We start from the raw sequence: 15,528 nt of genomic DNA, 5'->3' as shown, positions 1-15,528 counted from the left end.
TAAGTTTCACTTCATTTCCGCGTCTGGAAATAAGTGAAACTTATGAGGATGAGACTTTCTCGCCCTCGGCCTCTTCGTCTCCGTCTATCGCGTTGCGCAAATTCTCCTGCGCGCGGCGCTTTCGGAAGGCGGTGAGCTCGGCGTTCAGCGCGGCTCCCATCAGCACCGAAAAGGCGCTGAGATAGAGCCAGACGAGAAGCGCGATCACCGCCCCGATCGAGCCGTAGATCTTGTTGTAATTGCCGAAATTCGACAGGTAGTAGGTCAGCCCGATCGAGCTGAGCCCCCAGAGCGCCGTCGCCAGCACCGCGCCGAGCGTCAGGATTGGGTCGCGCTTGCCCTCGGTATTGGGCCCGTAGCGATAGAGGATGCCGAGCGCGGTCAGCATCAGCAAAAGCATCGCGCCCCAGGGCAGCCCCGAGAGCAGGATCTTGGAATATTCGTGGAAGGGCAGGAAGTTGATGACGACGGGCACGACGACCACCGTCGCCATCGCGGCCAGCATCACGCCGACCAGCGCGATGGTCATCAGGTAGCCCATGATGAAGCTCCAGATCGTCGCGCGGGGCCGGGTGCCGTGGATCACGTTGAGGCTGAGCACCAGCGCCGCGACGCCCGCGCGGGCCGAGAACAGGGTCACGGCGGCGGAGATCACGACGCCCAGCCCGATGGTCGCGCGTGGCCCGATCAGCCAATTCTGGATCTGGTCGTTGATCAGCGCATAGGCTTCGGGCGGGATGAAATCATCGGCCACGTTGAGATAGGTGCGGATCACGGTCGGGTCGGCAAACGCGCTCCAGAGCGCGATGGTCGCGGAGATGCCGGGGAAGATCGCGAGCATGGAATAAAAGGCGACCCCCGCCGACACGAGGGTGATATTCGATTGGAACAGCCGCCCGAACAGGCTGACCGCGAATTTCGCCGTTTCTCTCACGCGCTACTCCTCGTTTCATTCACCATTGCTCAAGCCCCGCGTGATCGCAACGCGGGGTCCGCGCTTTGCTGAAAGCTGTTGCGTCTCAGGCGCTTGGCGTCGCACCGGCAGGATCGTGCCAGTGCCGGACAGGGCCGAAAACACGAAATCATGCTGGAATAGGGTCTACTTTCGCCCGAGGCGCAGGTCAGTGCGGGCCGAGCCACGCGCGCCCTCCGCCGCCGGTCGAGGCCAAGATCACGAAAGCGCCAGATTGTCACAAAAGGGAATCACTTCGCCGTTAGGAGCATCGTGAACGCAACTAGCCAAGGGATTAGCCATGTCGCTTCGTACGACCCTCCTCCAAGCCACCGCTATCGCTGTGCTGCCGCTTGCGGCGCATGCCGGTGACATCTCTTTCTCGCCCGTTCCTTTCGCCAAGGACGACGCCGCCAAACGTCAGGCCATCGCTTCCGACACCGTCACCATCGACGGCAAGGATTACAAGATCGGCTATCACGTGATGGCGCGCTCGGGCGACAAGATCGGTGACAACACCTTCGCCCTGCTGACCGACAAGGACGGCAACCCGGTCAAGTCGGCCGACGGCTCCGAGCATATCTCGGACTCCGCCGATTTCACCTCGCTCCTCCGTCAGGGCGACAAGCTCTATTCGGTGACGCATTTCGAGTCGCGCCCCGGTGCGATGTATCTCAGCGAAGTCAGCCAGGATGCGGATGGCAACCTGAAGCTGGTCTCGACCAAGCCGATCGACTTCTCCGAATATCACGGTCTCTGGGTGCCCTGCGCGGGTTCGGTGACGCCGTGGGAGACCCATCTGGGCTCGGAAGAATATCCGGCCGATGCGCGCGCGATCGAAGCGGCGACCTCGCTCGACGAGATCGACGATTACGATTTCCCGATGGTGCGCTATGCGGGCGTGAACCCCGAGGGCATGACCCTCGAGCAGTTCCGCGACGCCTACAAGCCCTATCGCTATGGCTACCCGACCGAGATCACCGTCTCGGAAGACGGCTCGGCCAAGGCTGACAAGCATTTCGCGATGGGCCGCGTGGCGGTCGAGCTGGCCTATGTCATGCCCGACCAGAAAACCGCCTATATCTCGGATGACGGCACCAATGTCGGCCTGTTCCGCTTTGAAGCCGACACCGCAGGCGACCTGAGCGCCGGGACGCTGTATGCGGCCAAGTGGAACCAGACCTCGGCAGAAAATGGCGGCGCGGCCGATCTGGAATGGGTCGATCTGGGCCATGCCGACGATGCGACGATCCAGAAGGCGATCGAAGCCGGCACCCAGTTCTCGGATCTCTTCGAGACCGCCGAGATGGGCGAGGACGGTTCCTGCGCCGACGGGTTCTCGGCTTCGAACGCCGAAGGCAATCCCGAGTGTCTGAAGGTCAAGGACGGCATGGATGCGATCGCCTCGCGTCTGGAAACCCGTCGCTACGCTTCGATGAAGGGCGCCACGACCGAGTTCCGCAAGATGGAAGGCATCACCTACGATGCCGACAAGCATCAGATGTATCTGTCGATGTCGGCTGTCGAGAAGGGCATGGAAGACGGTGCCAAGCAGGATCTGGGCGGGATGAACGCGATCAAGCTGCCCAAGAACAAGTGCGGCACGGTCTACTCGCTCTCGCTGGACGACAAGTTCACCGCGACGAAGATGATGGGTCTGATCTCGGGCAAGCCGCTCACCGAAGAGCACAAGGTCAAGGCGCAGGACGCAAGCTGCGACCCGGCGCATGACATGTGCGGCGACACGGCCGAGCTGAACAGCTGCGATATCAACGGCATCGCGAACCCGGACAACATCACCTACATCCCGGGCTACAACACGCTGATCATCGGTGAAGACACCGGTTCGGGCCACCAGAACGACGCGATCTGGGCGATGAACACCGACACCAAGGAGCTGACCCGCATCCTGTCGACGCCCTACGGTTCGGAAACCACCTCGACCTACTGGTATCCGAACGTTAACGGCCACGGCTACCTGATGGCGGTCATCCAGCACCCCTATGGCGAGAGCGACGAAGACAAGCTGACCGACCCGGCGCAGGCGCGTGCCTATGTGGGTTACGTCGGTCCGTTCCCGCAGATGGATGCCACCGCGAAGACCCAGTAACGGGCGCTCGCGAGACAATTCTGGCGAGGTCCGGCGGAGACCCGGGCCTCGCCTTTTCTTTCAAGGCTGAGGGCAGACGGATGCTGCGTATTTCGATTTTGGCGCTGCTGAGCACGACCACGATGGCGGGGGCGGTCGATCTGAAGACCACGGTGCTGGACAATCCGACGGCCTATATTCCTCCGCAATGCTATACCAAGACGGAAGACACGGCGGGCGAGGTGCATAACCCCTGCCAGACCTGTCACACCTATCCGCGCCATCCGAATTACGTGCGCGATGCCGATCTGCAGACCGAATATGCGTTTCCGGGACCTGCGCTCGAGAACCCGTGGCGCAACCTCTTCGTGGATCGCCGTGCCGAGGTGGCTGCGACCGACAGTGCCGAGATCCGCGCCTATGTGCGGCAGGACAATTACCACGATGCCGAGGGCGGGATCGCCCTGGCTAAGAGGCTGGCCGATCCGCCTGCAGCCTGGGACGTGAACGGCAATGGCGAATGGGACGGCTATATCCCCGACGTGCAATTCGCCTTCGACGAGGAGGGGTTCGACCGCACCCCCGATGGACGCCTGACCGGCTGGCGCGCCTTTGCCTATCAGCCGCTGCCCGGTACGTTCTGGCCGACGAATGGCTCGACCGATGACGTGATGATCCGTCTGCCGGAGGCGTTTCGTCAGACGGCCGAGGGGGTCGAGGACATTGCCACCTACAAGACCAACCTCGCGATCGTGCAGGCGCTGATCACCCGCGCGGATGTCGCGATCGAGCCCACCGATGAGGTCGCGATGGGCGTCGATCTGGACCGCGACGGGGTGATGGCGCAGGCGGAGGTGGTGAAATTCGCCTTCGCGCCGCTCGACGGGATCACGATGCATTGGGCCGGGCGCGCGGGTGTCGAAGGCGCTCGGCTTGCCGCCGGGCTTTATCCCAAGGGCACGGAATTCGTGCATTCGGTGCGCTATATCGATCCGACGCCCGAGGGGATTGAGATGGCCGCGCGGCTGAAAGAGCTGCGCTACATGGTCAAGACGGATTGGGAGAGCTATGCCGATCTGGAGGAGACCGCGCTGGCCGAGCTGAAGGAAGACAGCGCCTTTCCCGACCGCACCAAGCAGTTCTTCGGCAGTTCCGAGACCGGCGTGCCCAACACGTTCGGCTGGCGGCTGCAGGGCTTCATCGAGGATGCGACGGGCGATCTGCGCCCGCAGAGCTTCGAGGAAACCGTGTTCTGCGTCGGCTGCCACGGCACGCTGGGCGTGAACGACGATTCCACCTTCGCCTTTGCGCGCAAGCTGGGCAAGGAGGCCTATCGCGGCGGCTGGTATCACTGGACGCAGAAGGGTCTTGCGGGCACGCCCGACCGGGTCCGCGCCGATGGGAGCGGCGATTACGCCCATTACCTGCGCACCAACGGGGCCGGGGACGAGTTTCGCGCCAATGCCGAGCTCATCGAGGATTGGTTGGAGGCGGGCAAGCTGCCGCCCGGGAAAGAGGCCGCTCTGGCCGAGGATATCGGCCCGCTGATCCTGCCCTCGCCGGAGCGTGCCGATGCGCTCAATGCGGCCTATCGGATGATCGTGCGCGACCAGAGTTTCACCCAAGGGCGCGATGGGACGGTGGCGCCGGTCGATGGCACGGTCTGGCGTGAGGTGGAGCAGGATCAGCCCACCGGGATCGAGGAAATCGCCCAGCCGTGGTATAAGCGCCGCTAATCCGCAGCAAACTGCGCCAGCCGATTGCGTTTTTCGCGGTAAATTGGCAGTGTTTACGCAAATCGGTACATGTTTTCGGGAGCGCCATCATGGCAAAAGTCATCCGCCACCTTTCCGCAAGCGCCGCCATCGCGGTCGCTGCTGTCTGCACCGCGGCAAGCGCGCAGGCAGAAAGTGGCGTGACGTTCACCATCGGTGGGGGCGCGCGCTATGCGCCGTCCTATTTCGGCGCGGATCATTACGACACCAACCCGACCGCGAAGGTGAAGCTCAACAGCTTCACGCTTCAGGGGATGCGCTTCGGCTCGGACGATCCGAATTACGAAAAGCTCGGCCCGAACGTGCATGGCTCCTTCCGCCTCGTCCGGGGGCGCAATTCCAGCGATTATTCGGAGATCGCGGGTCTCGACGATGTCACCACCTCGCTCGAACTGGGTCTCGGGCTTGGCTATCAGGCGCCGCAATGGGGCGCTTTTGCCGATATGCGCTACGGCGTGGTCGGGCATAACGCCGTGGTCGCCGAAATCGGCGCCGATTGGAAACCGATCAAGACCGACAATTTCAAGCTGAGCATCGGGCCGCGCGTCTTCTATGGCTCGAGCCTCTACAACCGCACCTATTTCGGCATCAGCCCGTCGGAATCCACGGCAAGCGGTCTGGCGGCCTATTCGCCCGACGGCGGCCTCGTCTCGACCGGTCTGGAACTGTCGGCGACCTATCAGCTCGGCAATGACTGGGCGGTCGAGGGCAAGCTGAACTACGATCGCCTGCAGGGCGATGCGGCGGACAGCCCGATCGTGCAGCAAGGCTCGCGCGAGCAAAGCTCGGTCTCGCTGATGCTGACCCGCCGGGTGAGCTTCCCGTTCTGATCGGGCCAAAGCTTTCTACGAGACACGTGAAGCCAAGCCGCATGGGTCGCCTATGCGGCTTGCTTTTTTCGGGTCGCGCCGCGCATGTTGGCGGCAGATTCCCTCTCCAACCGTGATGCGCCGATGACCCAGACACAGACGCCCGCCCGCGATGGCACCGCGCGCGCCCTGATCGAAGCCGGGATGCGCCTGTTCGGGACGAAAGGGTTCGTGGCCACCTCGACGCGGGAACTGGCCGAGGCTGCAGGCGCGAATGTCGCCGCGATATCCTACCATTTCCAAGGCAAGGAAGGGCTGCGCCGCGCCTGTGCGCTGGAATTCGTGCACCGCATGGAAGAGGTGATGCGGCCGCTCGGCCCCCCGGAGGCGCTGTCGCCCGAGGCGGCGGAGGCGGAGCTCAAGGCGCTGATGGAGGCGATGATCTCGCGGATCCTTACGCAGCCGGATGCGGCCTCGATGATCGGCTTCGTGATGCGCGAAGTGACCGAAGGCGGCGAGACGCTCGATATTCTCTATGACCGGCTGATCGCGGTGGCGCATGGGCGGCTGCTGGGGCTTTGGGCGCGGGCGAGCGGGACCTCGGAGGACGATCCGGAGAGCGCGCTGCGGGTTTTCGCGATGATCGGGCAGGTGCTTTATTTCCGGCTCGGTGCGGAGGTCGTGCGCCGGAAGATGGGCTGGTCTGAAATCGGCGCGGCGGAGGCTGCGCAGATTTCCCGGGTCGTCGCGGGCAATCTCGATGCGATGCTGGCGCAGGCGCGCGCGGGGACGGCTCCCGGCGCATGAAAAAGGCCGCCCCGGACAGGAGCGGCCTGAAATAGACCTAGCGTCTTCGCGTTTACACCGGCGGTTTGCCTTTTACCGCCCGGGCGACCATGGCCACCACGAACAGGATCAGGAAGACCACGAAGAGGATCTGTGCGATCCCGGCAGATGCGCCTGCGATGCCGCCAAAACCGAGCGCCGCGGCAATCAGCGCAATAACGAGAAAAGTCAGTGCCCAACCAAGCATGGGTATTCTCCTTCGGATGTTGCGTACATTAGCGCTGAGTGCTGCGCTTTCATGGCATCCAAACGTGCCATTTTGGCGAAAGTTCCATTACTCTGAGTCAGCATTTTCGAGGAACATCGTGCGCTTTCCGGCGTTTGGGCGGCGATTCACAACCTCACGAAAAAGGGAGATGGGGACATGGAAATGAATATGACTGGCCTTGGCGGCTTCTGGGGTATCGTATTGCTCGCACTCGATATCTGGGCGCTGGTTTCGATCATCGGGTCGAATTCCAGCACCGGAAAGAAAGTGCTCTGGGCGCTTCTGGTCTTCTTCCTGCCGCTGATCGGCTTCCTGATCTGGCTGGTGGCGGGGCCGCGCGCGGCGAAATGACGAAATCCGGCGCGGGATGTGCGGAGACCCTGACGGAACCGCAATCCCCAACCGGCGTTGAAACCACAGAAACGCGGCAAGAGGTCGCGACATGTTTGGGAGAGGTCGATGAGTCACCACGATACCGAGGACCCTGACGGCCACGAAGGCCGCGGAACGGTGAGCGATTTGCTCAATCGCGTGATCGAGCAAACGCGCGAGATCGCACGAACCGAAGCGGAATTGGTCCGTGCCGAAGCTGCCCACCGGGCCGGCCTCGCACGCAATGCCGTCATCCTCGGTGCGATCGCTCTGGTCTTCGCTCTTGGTGCGATCTTCCCCCTCACGCAATCCGCCATCTACGGGTTGGAATGGGCCGGTCTCGATCGGGGGCCCGCCACGCTTATCGTCGGCGCGGTGCTTCTGATCCTCGGCATCATCTCGGCGCTCATCGCCGCGGCGAAGCTGCGCAAAGTGTCGAGCCCGCCCACCCGTCTCAAGGAAAACCTGTCTGCTGACGCGCAGGCGCTGAAGGAGAGTTTCAAATGACCGAGAAGAGAACCATTGAGGAAATCGAGAACCGTCTGCGCCAGGACCGTGCCGATCTCGCATCGACGCTCGGCGATCTGACCGGGCGCATCGCCCCGGACTATGTCTCCGAACAAGTGTCGCAAGTCGTGCGCGACTACGCCGCGCCGGCTGCGCGCAGTGCCGAACAGGCCGTGCGCAAGAACCCGGTGGCTTTCGCCCTCGCAGGCGCCGGGATCGCGTGGCTGCTGCTGCGCCAGCGCAACTCGGCCACCGTAGAGGAAGAAAACCTGGTGGCCGATGCCGATCCGCTCGTGATGCCGAGCGAAGCGGGCGCGGATGGCTGGATCGACGAGATCGACACGCTGCGCCACGATGCGTCGGTGCGTCTCGAAGATCTCGAGGCCGAGCAGCGTAGCTCGACCGACAAGGCGCGCGACTTCGTCAAGGAGCGCTCCGAGGTGATGCAGAAATTCGCGAGCGACCTGCGCGATACGCTGTCCTCGGGTCTGAGCGACCTTAATGAGGATGCGCGCGACCGTGTGATCCGGGCCCGCGAAAGAGCCTATTCCGCCCGGATTCGCCTGCAGGACGGCGCAACTCAGGCCGGATCGACCGGCAAGCAGATGGTCAAGGACCACCCGCTGATCGCCGCCGCTATCGGCTTTGCCATCGGTGCTGCGATCTTCAACGCGGTGCCCAAGCCGGACGTTAATGTCAGCCGCCGCAGCTTTGGTCCGCGTGCGAACCGTCTGTTTGACGAGGCCGAGCGTCTTTACCGCGACGAGAAGCGCCGTGCGGGCAAGGCCGCCGATCATTTCACCGACGAGCTTAAGCGGACCGCGCGGTCGGTGATGAGCTCGGCGGGTGAAGAGGCCCGCAGCGCCGCACGTGATTTCGGCGATCAGGCGATGGCGGCCGGAGAGCAACTGATCGACCGTCTCTCGCGCCAGCTTGCCCAGGAAGCCAACCGCGCGCTGCGTGATGTCGGCGAGTCGCTGCAGAAAGGCGAGGCCGAAGTGCGTGCCGGGGCCGAAGAGGCCAAGGATGCCGCGAAGGCCAAGGCCGAAGAGGTCGCGTCCAAGGCTGAGGCGAAGACCCATGAGGCGGCCGAGAAAGTGAAGGCGAACCATTCGGCGTCCTCCTCGACCAGTTCGGCATCTGCGACGACCTCGAAAACCACCCACTGATCGGTGGACCAGTTCTGAGAAGGCCGGGCATTGCGCCCGGCCTTTTTGTTTGGGCGGCAGCTTGCGCGATGCGTGATCCTCAGCTGCAAAAGAAAACCGGCGCCGCGATCTCTGCGGCGCCGGTTTATGCGGTTTTATGCTGGAATAGGGTCTAAATCGCCGATCAGATCGAGCTGGACCACGTATCCACTTCGCGCTCGGCTTCCTCTTTGGTCTTGCCGTATTTCTTCTGGATCAGGCCGACCATCTGTTCGCGATGGCCTTCGGCCTCTGCAAGCTCGTCATCGGTCAGCTCGCCCCAGGTCTCGCGGGCCTTGCCCTTGAGCTCTTTCCAATTGCCTTTGATTTGATCCCAATTCATGGCGTCACTCCTTTCAAGATGAAGACGCGGGTTCAGGCGTCTGTCATCAACGTTTCGCCGGGAGCGATGTTCCGGCGCACGCCTGCGCAAAAACAAGGGAACTGGGTCTCGCCCAAGGGCGTTAGATCGCGAAACCCAAGAGGGAAGTCATTCTCGAAATGCATCGCCTGGAGACCCTGTCGCGCATCGCCTTGATTGTGATCGCTGTAATCGCTGTCGTGGCTGCGCTTAGCCAGGTGGAAAGCTTGCTCGCCCCCGTCGTGCTCGCGCTCGTCGTGGGGATCGTGCTTTCACCGATTTCCGATGCATGGGAGAAAAGAGGTCTGTCGCCTGTCTGGGGGGCACTTACCTCGCTCGTCATCTCTCTGATGATCGCCGTGCTGCTGGTGCTGGTGATCCAGCCCGTGGTTGCGGAGCTGATGCGTCAGGCGCCGAAGGTGATGGACGACATGCGCTCCACCATCATTCACATGCGCCACATGTTCCAAGGCATTCAGGACGCCTCGAAGGAGGTGAGCGACGCGATCACCCCGGCGGCGGACGCTGCGAAGGATGGCGGCGGCAATGGCGACAAGAGCGCCGTGCCGGATGCCAAGGATCTCGTCATGCTCGCCCCGGCTATTATCGCGCAAGGGCTGATCTATGTCGGGGCGCTGTTCTTCTTCCAGCTCTCGCGCGGCGAGATCTACAACTGGATCGCAAAGCACCTTGCCGAACCGTCTAACCGCGGCGCCACCGCTGCGCGGCTGCGCAAGGCGGAGACCCGGGTGTCGCGCTATTTCCTCACGATCACGGTGGTGAATGGCGGTCTCGGGCTGGCGGTGGGCGTCGCGATGCAGCTGATCGGGTTGCCGAATGCGCCGCTCTGGGGGCTGGTGGCCTTCCTGATCAACTACATCCTCTATCTCGGCCCTGCGGCGCTGATCATTGCGCTGGTTTTCGCAGGCGTGGCGACCTTCGACGGGATCCGGGTGATCCTGCCGCCGCTGATCTACGTGATGCTGAACGCGACCGAGGCGCAATTCGTGACCCCGGCCGCGATCGGGCGGCAGATGCGGCTCAATCCGCTTCTGGTCTTCCTGTCGCTGACCTTCGGGATCTGGCTCTGGGGGCCGCTGGGCGGGATCGTGGCGATTCCGCTGCTGCTCTGGGCGCTGGTGCTGACCGATAGCCTGCCGGACCCGAAATCCGAGGCGGAGCAGAAGCTCGAAACCAACTGAAAACCGAATTGATCCGGCGCGGCCCTTGGCCGCGGGTGCGGATCAGACCATCTCTTCGGGAATGAAGGGCAGCTTGCGCGCAATGCTGCGCGCGGCTGTCATGTCGTAGGGGAGCACGAAGCCGTCCCGGTCCTCGGGGGCTTTGGTGGCATTCGCGCGGGCAAGCTCCGCCCAGGCCGAGACCGCGCGCGTCGGGTCGAAGAACGCCTCTTCCGGCGCGGGCGGCAGCCAATGGCGCATCAGGCGGCGGCGCATGGCCGGGATGCCGTCATTGCGGCGCAGATAGACGCCCGCCTCGCTGTCCCAGTGCAGCGACCGTCCGTTGAGATTGGCCGAGGTGATCAGCGCCGCATCCTCGTCGAAGATCGAGACTTTCGCATGGACGTAGATCAGCGGCGCGCCACCGGTGCGCATCGCCCCGTCATCATCGGGATCGGCGATGCGCGGCTCCGCCGGGCAGCCGATGAACAGGCGGCTGCCGAAGGCTTCCCGGATCGTATCCAGCGCGCGGACCTGAAGATACTCGCCATAGCGCACGTCGCTGGTCGGGCGGTCTCCCATCATCAGCGTCTCGGGCGCGGCGGGCAGCATCAGGATCAGGTTGAGATTGGGGTTCTCGCGCGCGGCGCGGGCCAGATGATTTGCGAGATTGCGCGAGCGGAAGAACTGGCTTTCGAGGTAGATCAGCTTCTGCGCGCGCGCGATCAGCATCTCATGCGCGTTCTCGATCTCGGTGCGGTAAGTCTTCGGCCCGATCCGGAAGGTCGCGAATTTGCGCCGCTGCGAAAGCGTGCGGAGCAGGCGGCGCGGCGGTTTTGCGAGTTTGTCGCCGGCGCAGCTTTCGTGGAAGGTCTCCAGATGGGCCTTCGCCTCGGCGACGACCGGACCGGTCATCATCAGCTGCACATCGTGCCAGGTCTTCTCGCCGTTGCGCTCGTGGACGGGCGTGTCGAAGCGGCGATTGTCGAGATCCAGCCCGCCGATATAGAGCTTCTTGTCGTCGAACACGGCGAGCTTCTGGTGATGCGTCGCCGGGAAGAGTTTCGGCGGGGCCGCGCGGAATTTGCGGAAGATTTTGCTGTCCGATCCGGCCTTGAGATATTCCCGCAGCCCCGGCATGTCGCGCATCGCCGTCAGCCGCTTGGCCTCGTCCATCTCGTTGAGCCAGTCGGCATGGTTGCCGAGCTTGTAATAGACATAGGGCCAGAAGAACGTGCGCGGCAGGATGCCCGATTGCGCCGGGTGCATCAGCGCGCGCAGCCGCAGATTGGCGTTCGGCCCGGCCAGTTCGCGCGCGGCGCAGAACATGCGGATCGACGACCACGTCATGCGGTGCAGCTCTGGCTTGGCGCAGGGGTCGAAATCGGTCAGGTCGATCTGCATCGCCACGCCGCGTTTGAGCAGTTGGATGATTAGGTCGAACCAGGTCGCGCCGATGGCGCGCCCGCGATTTGATTTCAGCTTCGTATTGAGGTCGAAGACGCGGAAGGAGCCGTGGATCGAGTGTCGCGCGTCGAGGAAGGCGTCTTCGAGCACAGGGTAAGCCTCGGCTGCTGTCAAAAGCAGTTTGACGCGGCTCTCGGCGTGAACTCCGGCTTGTTTAAGACGTTCCATGCGGCTCGTTTTTCTTAACGGCCGCGAGGGTGACCAGACGTCGCCGCGGCAGCAGGTATCTCATTCAATGGCTCTCTTCAGAAACTGTTTCGGGCTTCTGAGATTTCAAGCGCTCTTCGTGACGCAATTCGCTCTCGACGAGGGGGCGCAATGTGAAGTCGGCATTGAGCATATACTCCTCATCACTGGTCTCGATCTCGATCGTGCCGGAGAGCTGCTGCACGAAGGCGTTCACCAGTTGCGAGCCCAGCCCGGTGCCGTCCACGGCCTCCAGCGGCGGCGCGTCCTTATCGACGGTGTTGCGCACGCATAGCCGCGCCTGCATCCCTTCGAGCTTGCGCAGCGAGATGTCGAGCTTCGGTTTGTCGTCGCGGGCGGAGGCGTATTTCATCGCGTTGGTCATCGCCTCGGTCAGCAGAAGCGAAAGCGGCACCGCCTGATCGGGCGTCAGGTGGATGTCGTCGATTTGGCAATCGACCGCGATGTGACGGCCCGGCCCGGTCGCGAGACGGGTGATCTGGCGCACGATATCGGGCAGCAACTCCTGCGCGCGGATATCGGTGAGGCCGGAGGTCTGGTAAAGGCCGCGGTGGATCGTCGCGAGCGAGATCACCCGCTCCTGCAGCGATTTCATCAGGCCCTTGGCTTCGGGCGTGCGCGCCTGCCGCATCTGCATGTTGATGATCGAGGCGATGAGCTGGAGGTTGTTCTTCACCCGGTGGTGGACCTCGCGGAGCAGCACTTCCTTGTGGTGCACCATGTCTTCCAGCTCGGCCTCGTCATGCAGGATGGTCTCGGTCATCCGGTCATAGGCTTCGGCGAGATCGCGGATTTCCGAGGGGGCGGTCGACAGGTTGAGATTGCCCACGATCCGGCTGCCGGTGGCGAAGCTGGTGATCGCGCTCGAGAGTTTGCGGACATGGCCGATCACCAGTTTCTGCATCGCGAAATAGGCGACCAGCAGGCTCGCCATCCACATCAGCGCGGGGAACAGCACCGGCGAGATATCGGCGAAGGGGCTCAGCGCGGAGGCCGCCTGTGCGGGCCAGCTGCCGAGTGCGTAGAGTTGGTCGGGGACGAGTTCGACGACGGAATAGACCCGCTCGATGCCGCGATTGGAGTCCCCCGAGAAGGTCACCGCGCCATTGCCCGCCAGCAGTTTCAGAGAGCGATCCACGGGCAGGTGCGACTGAGTGTTCGCCAGCCCGTCCGAAGACGTCAGGATCGTGCCTTCGCGGTCGAAGGTCATGATCACCAGCGGCCGGTCATCTGCGAGCTTCGGCCCGTCTTTCGCCAGCGAAAGCGAAGAGTGGCTCATCGAGATTGCGATGATCCCGATATGATCGCCCGCCGCGTTGTAGACGGGATGTGCCACGCCCAGAACCGAGGTGCCCGACACCGGCGCTTCGCGATTGACGTAGAAGCTGGTGCGATCCGCGGTCATCATCTTCTCGAAGATGTCCTGACCTTTGAAGTTGTAGCTCTTCCCCGAGTTCGAGCAGGTCATCTTGCCGCTGTCGGGGATGAAGGAGACGAGCGAGAATTCGGGGAAAGCGCCCGAGATCTGCCGCATCCAGTCCGAGCAGGCCTCGGCATTGCCCACGAGCGGCTGGACGGTACTGGCAAGGACGCGGGCTGCGTCCTGCGCGTGCTGGATCACCCGCGTCTCCCCCGCGACGGCGCGCATCGTCTCGCCCATCAGGGCGGCCTCGGAGCGCGCCTGCGCTTCGCGAACGACCGAGGTCGATTGCAGCACGGCGATGATCAGAAGGGGAAAGAGCGCGACGGCCAGCATGAAGGCCAGACGCACGCCGAGCCCGTCGAAAAACGGAATGACGCCCCGTTTCCTAGCTCGAAACGGGGCGTGATCGCTGTAGTGCTCGTCGTCTGCCGCTTCCGCGGCCTCCGAATTCATGCGGCGGCAACTCCGGATTTGCCCATCACGGCGAGTGAATTTCGATCCTCACCGGACAGGATGTCCTCACCTTCCGCCAGCCCGAGCATTTCCGCAAGCCGGGCGCGGGCTCGGTTGGCGCGACTTTTCACCGTGCCGACCGCGACGCCCATCATGCCGGCGGCTTCCTCGTAGGAGAAGCCCGAGGCGCCGACGAGGGTCAGAACCTCGCGATGTTCGGGGCTGAGCTGATCGAAGGCCTCGACGAAATCGTTCATCGCGAGACGTCCGTCATGCGCAGGCTTCTCGTAGAGCGAGGCGGCGTGAATCCCTTCCGGGTCGGCGACCTCGCGTTTGCGCTTGCGGCGGTCCGAATAGAAGGTGTTGCGCAGGATCGTGAAGAGCCATGCGCGCAGATTGGTGCCGCGCTCGAATTTCTCGATATTCGACCACGCCTTGACGATCGTGTCTTGCACAAGGTCGTCGGCGGAGGCCGAATTCCGGGTCAGCGACAGGGCGAAGGCGCGCAGGGCCCCGAGATGATCGGGCAGTTCCTCACGCGGATCGCGCGCTTCGGTAGACGAGTTGGCTTTGGAGGACGAAGTCATTTTTCGCCCTCCTTCGCCTTGAGTTGCGCCAGCAAATCCTTGAACCGATCCGGCACTTCTTCTTGAAGCGCCTCCTCATAAACCCTCTTCAGGTTCTGATTGATCTGGTCCCTGATACTGGACTTAGGCTTTTCGTCTGCCATATCACTATACATCCGGTTTCGATCCCACTCACTTTGCATGGAACCGAACGCGGGGCCAGAGAGTTTGGTTCCCGAAAAAACGCAAAAGGGGGTTTTCATGTCCGAAGACATCGCCGGCACCATCGGAGCCAACCTGCCGTATCTGCGGCGTTACGCCCGAGCCCTTACCGGCAGCCAGGACAGCGGCGACAGATACGCCGCGGCTACGCTTGAGGCTATCCTCGAAGACACTTCGCCTTTCGAGAACAACGATCCGAAGCTCGCATTGTTCCACGCCTTCCATCTGGTCTGGGCGTCGGCCGGTGCGCCGCTGGGCGAGCCGGACAACCGGCTGTCGGCACGCGCGCAGGATCACATGTCGACGCTTACGCCGAACACGCGTGAGGCGCTTCTGTTGCACTCGATCGAGGGTTTCCGCGTCGAGGAAATCGGCACGATCATGCAGGTCGAAACCGACGAGGCGAAGGAACTGATCGACATCGCGATCCGCGAGATGGAAACCTCCATCGCGGGTAAAGTGATGATCATCGAGGATGAGGCTATCATCGCGATGGATATTCGTGCCATCGTCGAGGATATGGGCCACCAGATCACCGGCATCGCCCGCACCCGCACCGAAGCGGTGGAGCTTGCCTCCGCAGACAAGCCCGACCTGATCCTTGCCGACATTCAGCTGGCGGATAATTCCTCGGGCATCGACGCGGTGAACGACATTCTCGGCCAGTTCGGCAACGAGCTGCCCGTGGTCTTCATCACGGCCTTCCCGGAGCGTCTGCTGACCGGCGAGCGGCCTGAACCTGCCTTCCTGATCACCAAGCCCTACACCGAGAGCCAAGTGCAATCGGCGGTTAGCCAGGCAATGTTCTTCTCCTCCACGGAGACGCTCGCGGCATAACGGCGGGATCACGCGAAACACATGAAAAAGGCGGCTCCGGGGATCGGGGCTGCCTTTTTTCACATG

General features: G+C 63.0%; 16 protein-coding genes. 9 read left to right on the top strand and 7 right to left on the bottom strand.

Translation table 11 applies throughout. The features are described from left to right. Positions 1 to 40 precede the first annotated feature (40 nt). Entirely contained in the window at positions 41 to 934 is an 894-nt protein-coding gene (locus AXZ77_RS18820; protein ID WP_098412325.1) for a YihY/virulence factor BrkB family protein, read from the bottom strand. A gap of 319 nt (positions 935 to 1,253) precedes the next feature. Here AXZ77_RS18820 and AXZ77_RS18815 point away from each other — a divergent pair, with 319 nt between their 5' ends. The 4 genes from AXZ77_RS18815 to AXZ77_RS18800 all read left to right on the top strand — a co-directional run bounded on the left by AXZ77_RS18815 (position 1,254) and on the right by AXZ77_RS18800 (position 6,432). Next, positions 1,254 to 3,062, top strand: a complete 1,809-nt coding sequence (locus tag AXZ77_RS18815; protein WP_098412324.1) for a PhoX family phosphatase — start codon at positions 1,254 to 1,256, stop codon at positions 3,060 to 3,062. Positions 3,063 to 3,142: 80 nt separating this feature from the next. Beyond that, positions 3,143 to 4,777 (top strand): hypothetical protein, encoded by a 1,635-nt coding sequence (locus tag AXZ77_RS18810; RefSeq protein WP_098412323.1) that lies wholly within the window; start codon positions 3,143 to 3,145, stop codon positions 4,775 to 4,777. Positions 4,778 to 4,866: 89 nt separating this feature from the next. Then, positions 4,867 to 5,646, top strand: a complete 780-nt coding sequence (locus tag AXZ77_RS18805) for a MipA/OmpV family protein (RefSeq protein WP_098412322.1) — start codon at positions 4,867 to 4,869, stop codon at positions 5,644 to 5,646. 123 nt (positions 5,647 to 5,769) lie between these two features. Next, positions 5,770 to 6,432, top strand: a complete 663-nt coding sequence (locus AXZ77_RS18800) for a CerR family C-terminal domain-containing protein (RefSeq protein ID WP_176536082.1) — start codon at positions 5,770 to 5,772, stop codon at positions 6,430 to 6,432. Positions 6,433 to 6,484: 52 nt separating this feature from the next. Here AXZ77_RS18800 and AXZ77_RS18795 read toward each other — a convergent pair whose 3' ends face one another. Beyond that, positions 6,485 to 6,658 carry a DUF1328 domain-containing protein gene (locus AXZ77_RS18795; RefSeq protein WP_075776656.1) on the bottom strand — a complete coding sequence of 58 codons (174 nt, stop codon included), beginning with the start codon at positions 6,656 to 6,658 and terminating at the stop codon, positions 6,485 to 6,487. Between the two features lie 177 nt (positions 6,659 to 6,835). Between AXZ77_RS18795 and AXZ77_RS18790 the strand changes: the two genes are divergently transcribed. The 3 genes from AXZ77_RS18790 (at position 6,836) to AXZ77_RS18780 (ending at position 8,727) form a co-directional block, all read left to right on the top strand. Then, positions 6,836 to 7,030 carry a PLD nuclease N-terminal domain-containing protein gene (locus tag AXZ77_RS18790; RefSeq protein ID WP_098412320.1) on the top strand — a complete coding sequence of 65 codons (195 nt, stop codon included), beginning with the start codon at positions 6,836 to 6,838 and terminating at the stop codon, positions 7,028 to 7,030. A 108-nt stretch (positions 7,031 to 7,138) separates the two neighbouring features. Continuing rightward, the gene (locus AXZ77_RS18785) at positions 7,139 to 7,558 is read left to right on the top strand and encodes a phage holin family protein (RefSeq protein WP_098412319.1); all 420 of its coding nucleotides are present in this window, start codon (positions 7,139 to 7,141) and stop codon (positions 7,556 to 7,558) included. Next, positions 7,555 to 8,727 (top strand): hypothetical protein, encoded by a 1,173-nt coding sequence (locus tag AXZ77_RS18780; protein ID WP_098412318.1) that lies wholly within the window; start codon positions 7,555 to 7,557, stop codon positions 8,725 to 8,727. The genes AXZ77_RS18785 and AXZ77_RS18780 overlap by 4 nt, the downstream gene beginning before the upstream one ends. 163 nt (positions 8,728 to 8,890) lie before the next feature. Here the strand turns inward: AXZ77_RS18780 and AXZ77_RS18775 are convergent, their stop codons facing one another. Then, positions 8,891 to 9,088: a CsbD family protein gene (locus tag AXZ77_RS18775; protein WP_098412317.1), complete on the bottom strand. Its 198-nt coding sequence runs from the start codon at positions 9,086 to 9,088 to the stop codon at positions 8,891 to 8,893. A gap of 158 nt (positions 9,089 to 9,246) precedes the next feature. On the opposite strand from AXZ77_RS18775, the gene AXZ77_RS18770 reads away from it, so the two are divergent. Further along, positions 9,247 to 10,308 (top strand): AI-2E family transporter, encoded by a 1,062-nt coding sequence (locus AXZ77_RS18770; protein WP_098412316.1) that lies wholly within the window; start codon positions 9,247 to 9,249, stop codon positions 10,306 to 10,308. 42 nt (positions 10,309 to 10,350) lie between these two features. Here the strand turns inward: AXZ77_RS18770 and AXZ77_RS18765 are convergent, their stop codons facing one another. The 4 genes from AXZ77_RS18765 to AXZ77_RS18750 all read right to left on the bottom strand — a co-directional run bounded on the left by AXZ77_RS18765 (position 10,351) and on the right by AXZ77_RS18750 (position 14,567). After that, positions 10,351 to 11,922, bottom strand: coding sequence for a phospholipase D family protein (locus tag AXZ77_RS18765; protein ID WP_098412315.1), 1,572 nt, complete (start codon positions 11,920 to 11,922; stop codon positions 10,351 to 10,353). Positions 11,923 to 11,986: 64 nt separating this feature from the next. Beyond that, positions 11,987 to 13,837, bottom strand: a complete 1,851-nt coding sequence (locus tag AXZ77_RS18760) for a sensor histidine kinase (RefSeq protein ID WP_098412314.1) — start codon at positions 13,835 to 13,837, stop codon at positions 11,987 to 11,989. Beyond that, positions 13,834 to 14,424, bottom strand: a complete 591-nt coding sequence (locus tag AXZ77_RS18755) for an RNA polymerase sigma factor (protein WP_098412313.1) — start codon at positions 14,422 to 14,424, stop codon at positions 13,834 to 13,836. Before AXZ77_RS18755 ends, AXZ77_RS18760 begins: the two co-directional genes overlap by 4 nt. After that, on the bottom strand, positions 14,421 to 14,567 hold the full coding sequence (locus AXZ77_RS18750; protein ID WP_098412618.1) for a NepR family anti-sigma factor: 147 nt from the start codon (positions 14,565 to 14,567) through the stop codon (positions 14,421 to 14,423). The genes AXZ77_RS18755 and AXZ77_RS18750 overlap by 4 nt, the downstream gene beginning before the upstream one ends. 97 nt (positions 14,568 to 14,664) lie before the next feature. Here AXZ77_RS18750 and AXZ77_RS18745 point away from each other — a divergent pair, with 97 nt between their 5' ends. Continuing rightward, positions 14,665 to 15,462, top strand: coding sequence for a response regulator (locus tag AXZ77_RS18745; RefSeq protein ID WP_098412312.1), 798 nt, complete (start codon positions 14,665 to 14,667; stop codon positions 15,460 to 15,462). Positions 15,463 to 15,528: the final 66 nt, after the last annotated feature.

Origin of the sequence: Thioclava sp. ES.031, assembly GCF_002563775.1 — a bacterium.
Lineage (GTDB): Bacteria > Pseudomonadota > Alphaproteobacteria > Rhodobacterales > Rhodobacteraceae > Thioclava.
The sequence above is the reverse complement of the archived record's forward strand: the minus strand, read 5'-3'. Positions and strand labels throughout refer to the sequence as shown.

Coding starts and splice junctions, on each gene's coding strand:
- AXZ77_RS18790 (WP_098412320.1), top strand. CDS start 6,836: ATGGAAATGAATATGACTGGCCTTGGCGGCTTCTGGGGTATCGTATTG.
- AXZ77_RS18780 (WP_098412318.1), top strand. CDS start 7,555: ATGACCGAGAAGAGAACCATTGAGGAAATCGAGAACCGTCTGCGCCAG.
- AXZ77_RS18750 (WP_098412618.1), bottom strand. CDS start 14,567: ATGGCAGACGAAAAGCCTAAGTCCAGTATCAGGGACCAGATCAATCAG.
- AXZ77_RS18800 (WP_176536082.1), top strand. CDS start 5,770: ATGACCCAGACACAGACGCCCGCCCGCGATGGCACCGCGCGCGCCCTG.
- AXZ77_RS18810 (WP_098412323.1), top strand. CDS start 3,143: ATGCTGCGTATTTCGATTTTGGCGCTGCTGAGCACGACCACGATGGCG.
- AXZ77_RS18765 (WP_098412315.1), bottom strand. CDS start 11,922: ATGGAACGTCTTAAACAAGCCGGAGTTCACGCCGAGAGCCGCGTCAAA.
- AXZ77_RS18755 (WP_098412313.1), bottom strand. CDS start 14,424: ATGACTTCGTCCTCCAAAGCCAACTCGTCTACCGAAGCGCGCGATCCG.
- AXZ77_RS18760 (WP_098412314.1), bottom strand. CDS start 13,837: ATGAATTCGGAGGCCGCGGAAGCGGCAGACGACGAGCACTACAGCGAT.
- AXZ77_RS18815 (WP_098412324.1), top strand. CDS start 1,254: ATGTCGCTTCGTACGACCCTCCTCCAAGCCACCGCTATCGCTGTGCTG.
- AXZ77_RS18775 (WP_098412317.1), bottom strand. CDS start 9,088: ATGAATTGGGATCAAATCAAAGGCAATTGGAAAGAGCTCAAGGGCAAG.
- AXZ77_RS18745 (WP_098412312.1), top strand. CDS start 14,665: ATGTCCGAAGACATCGCCGGCACCATCGGAGCCAACCTGCCGTATCTG.
- AXZ77_RS18795 (WP_075776656.1), bottom strand. CDS start 6,658: ATGCTTGGTTGGGCACTGACTTTTCTCGTTATTGCGCTGATTGCCGCG.
- AXZ77_RS18770 (WP_098412316.1), top strand. CDS start 9,247: ATGCATCGCCTGGAGACCCTGTCGCGCATCGCCTTGATTGTGATCGCT.
- AXZ77_RS18785 (WP_098412319.1), top strand. CDS start 7,139: ATGAGTCACCACGATACCGAGGACCCTGACGGCCACGAAGGCCGCGGA.
- AXZ77_RS18805 (WP_098412322.1), top strand. CDS start 4,867: ATGGCAAAAGTCATCCGCCACCTTTCCGCAAGCGCCGCCATCGCGGTC.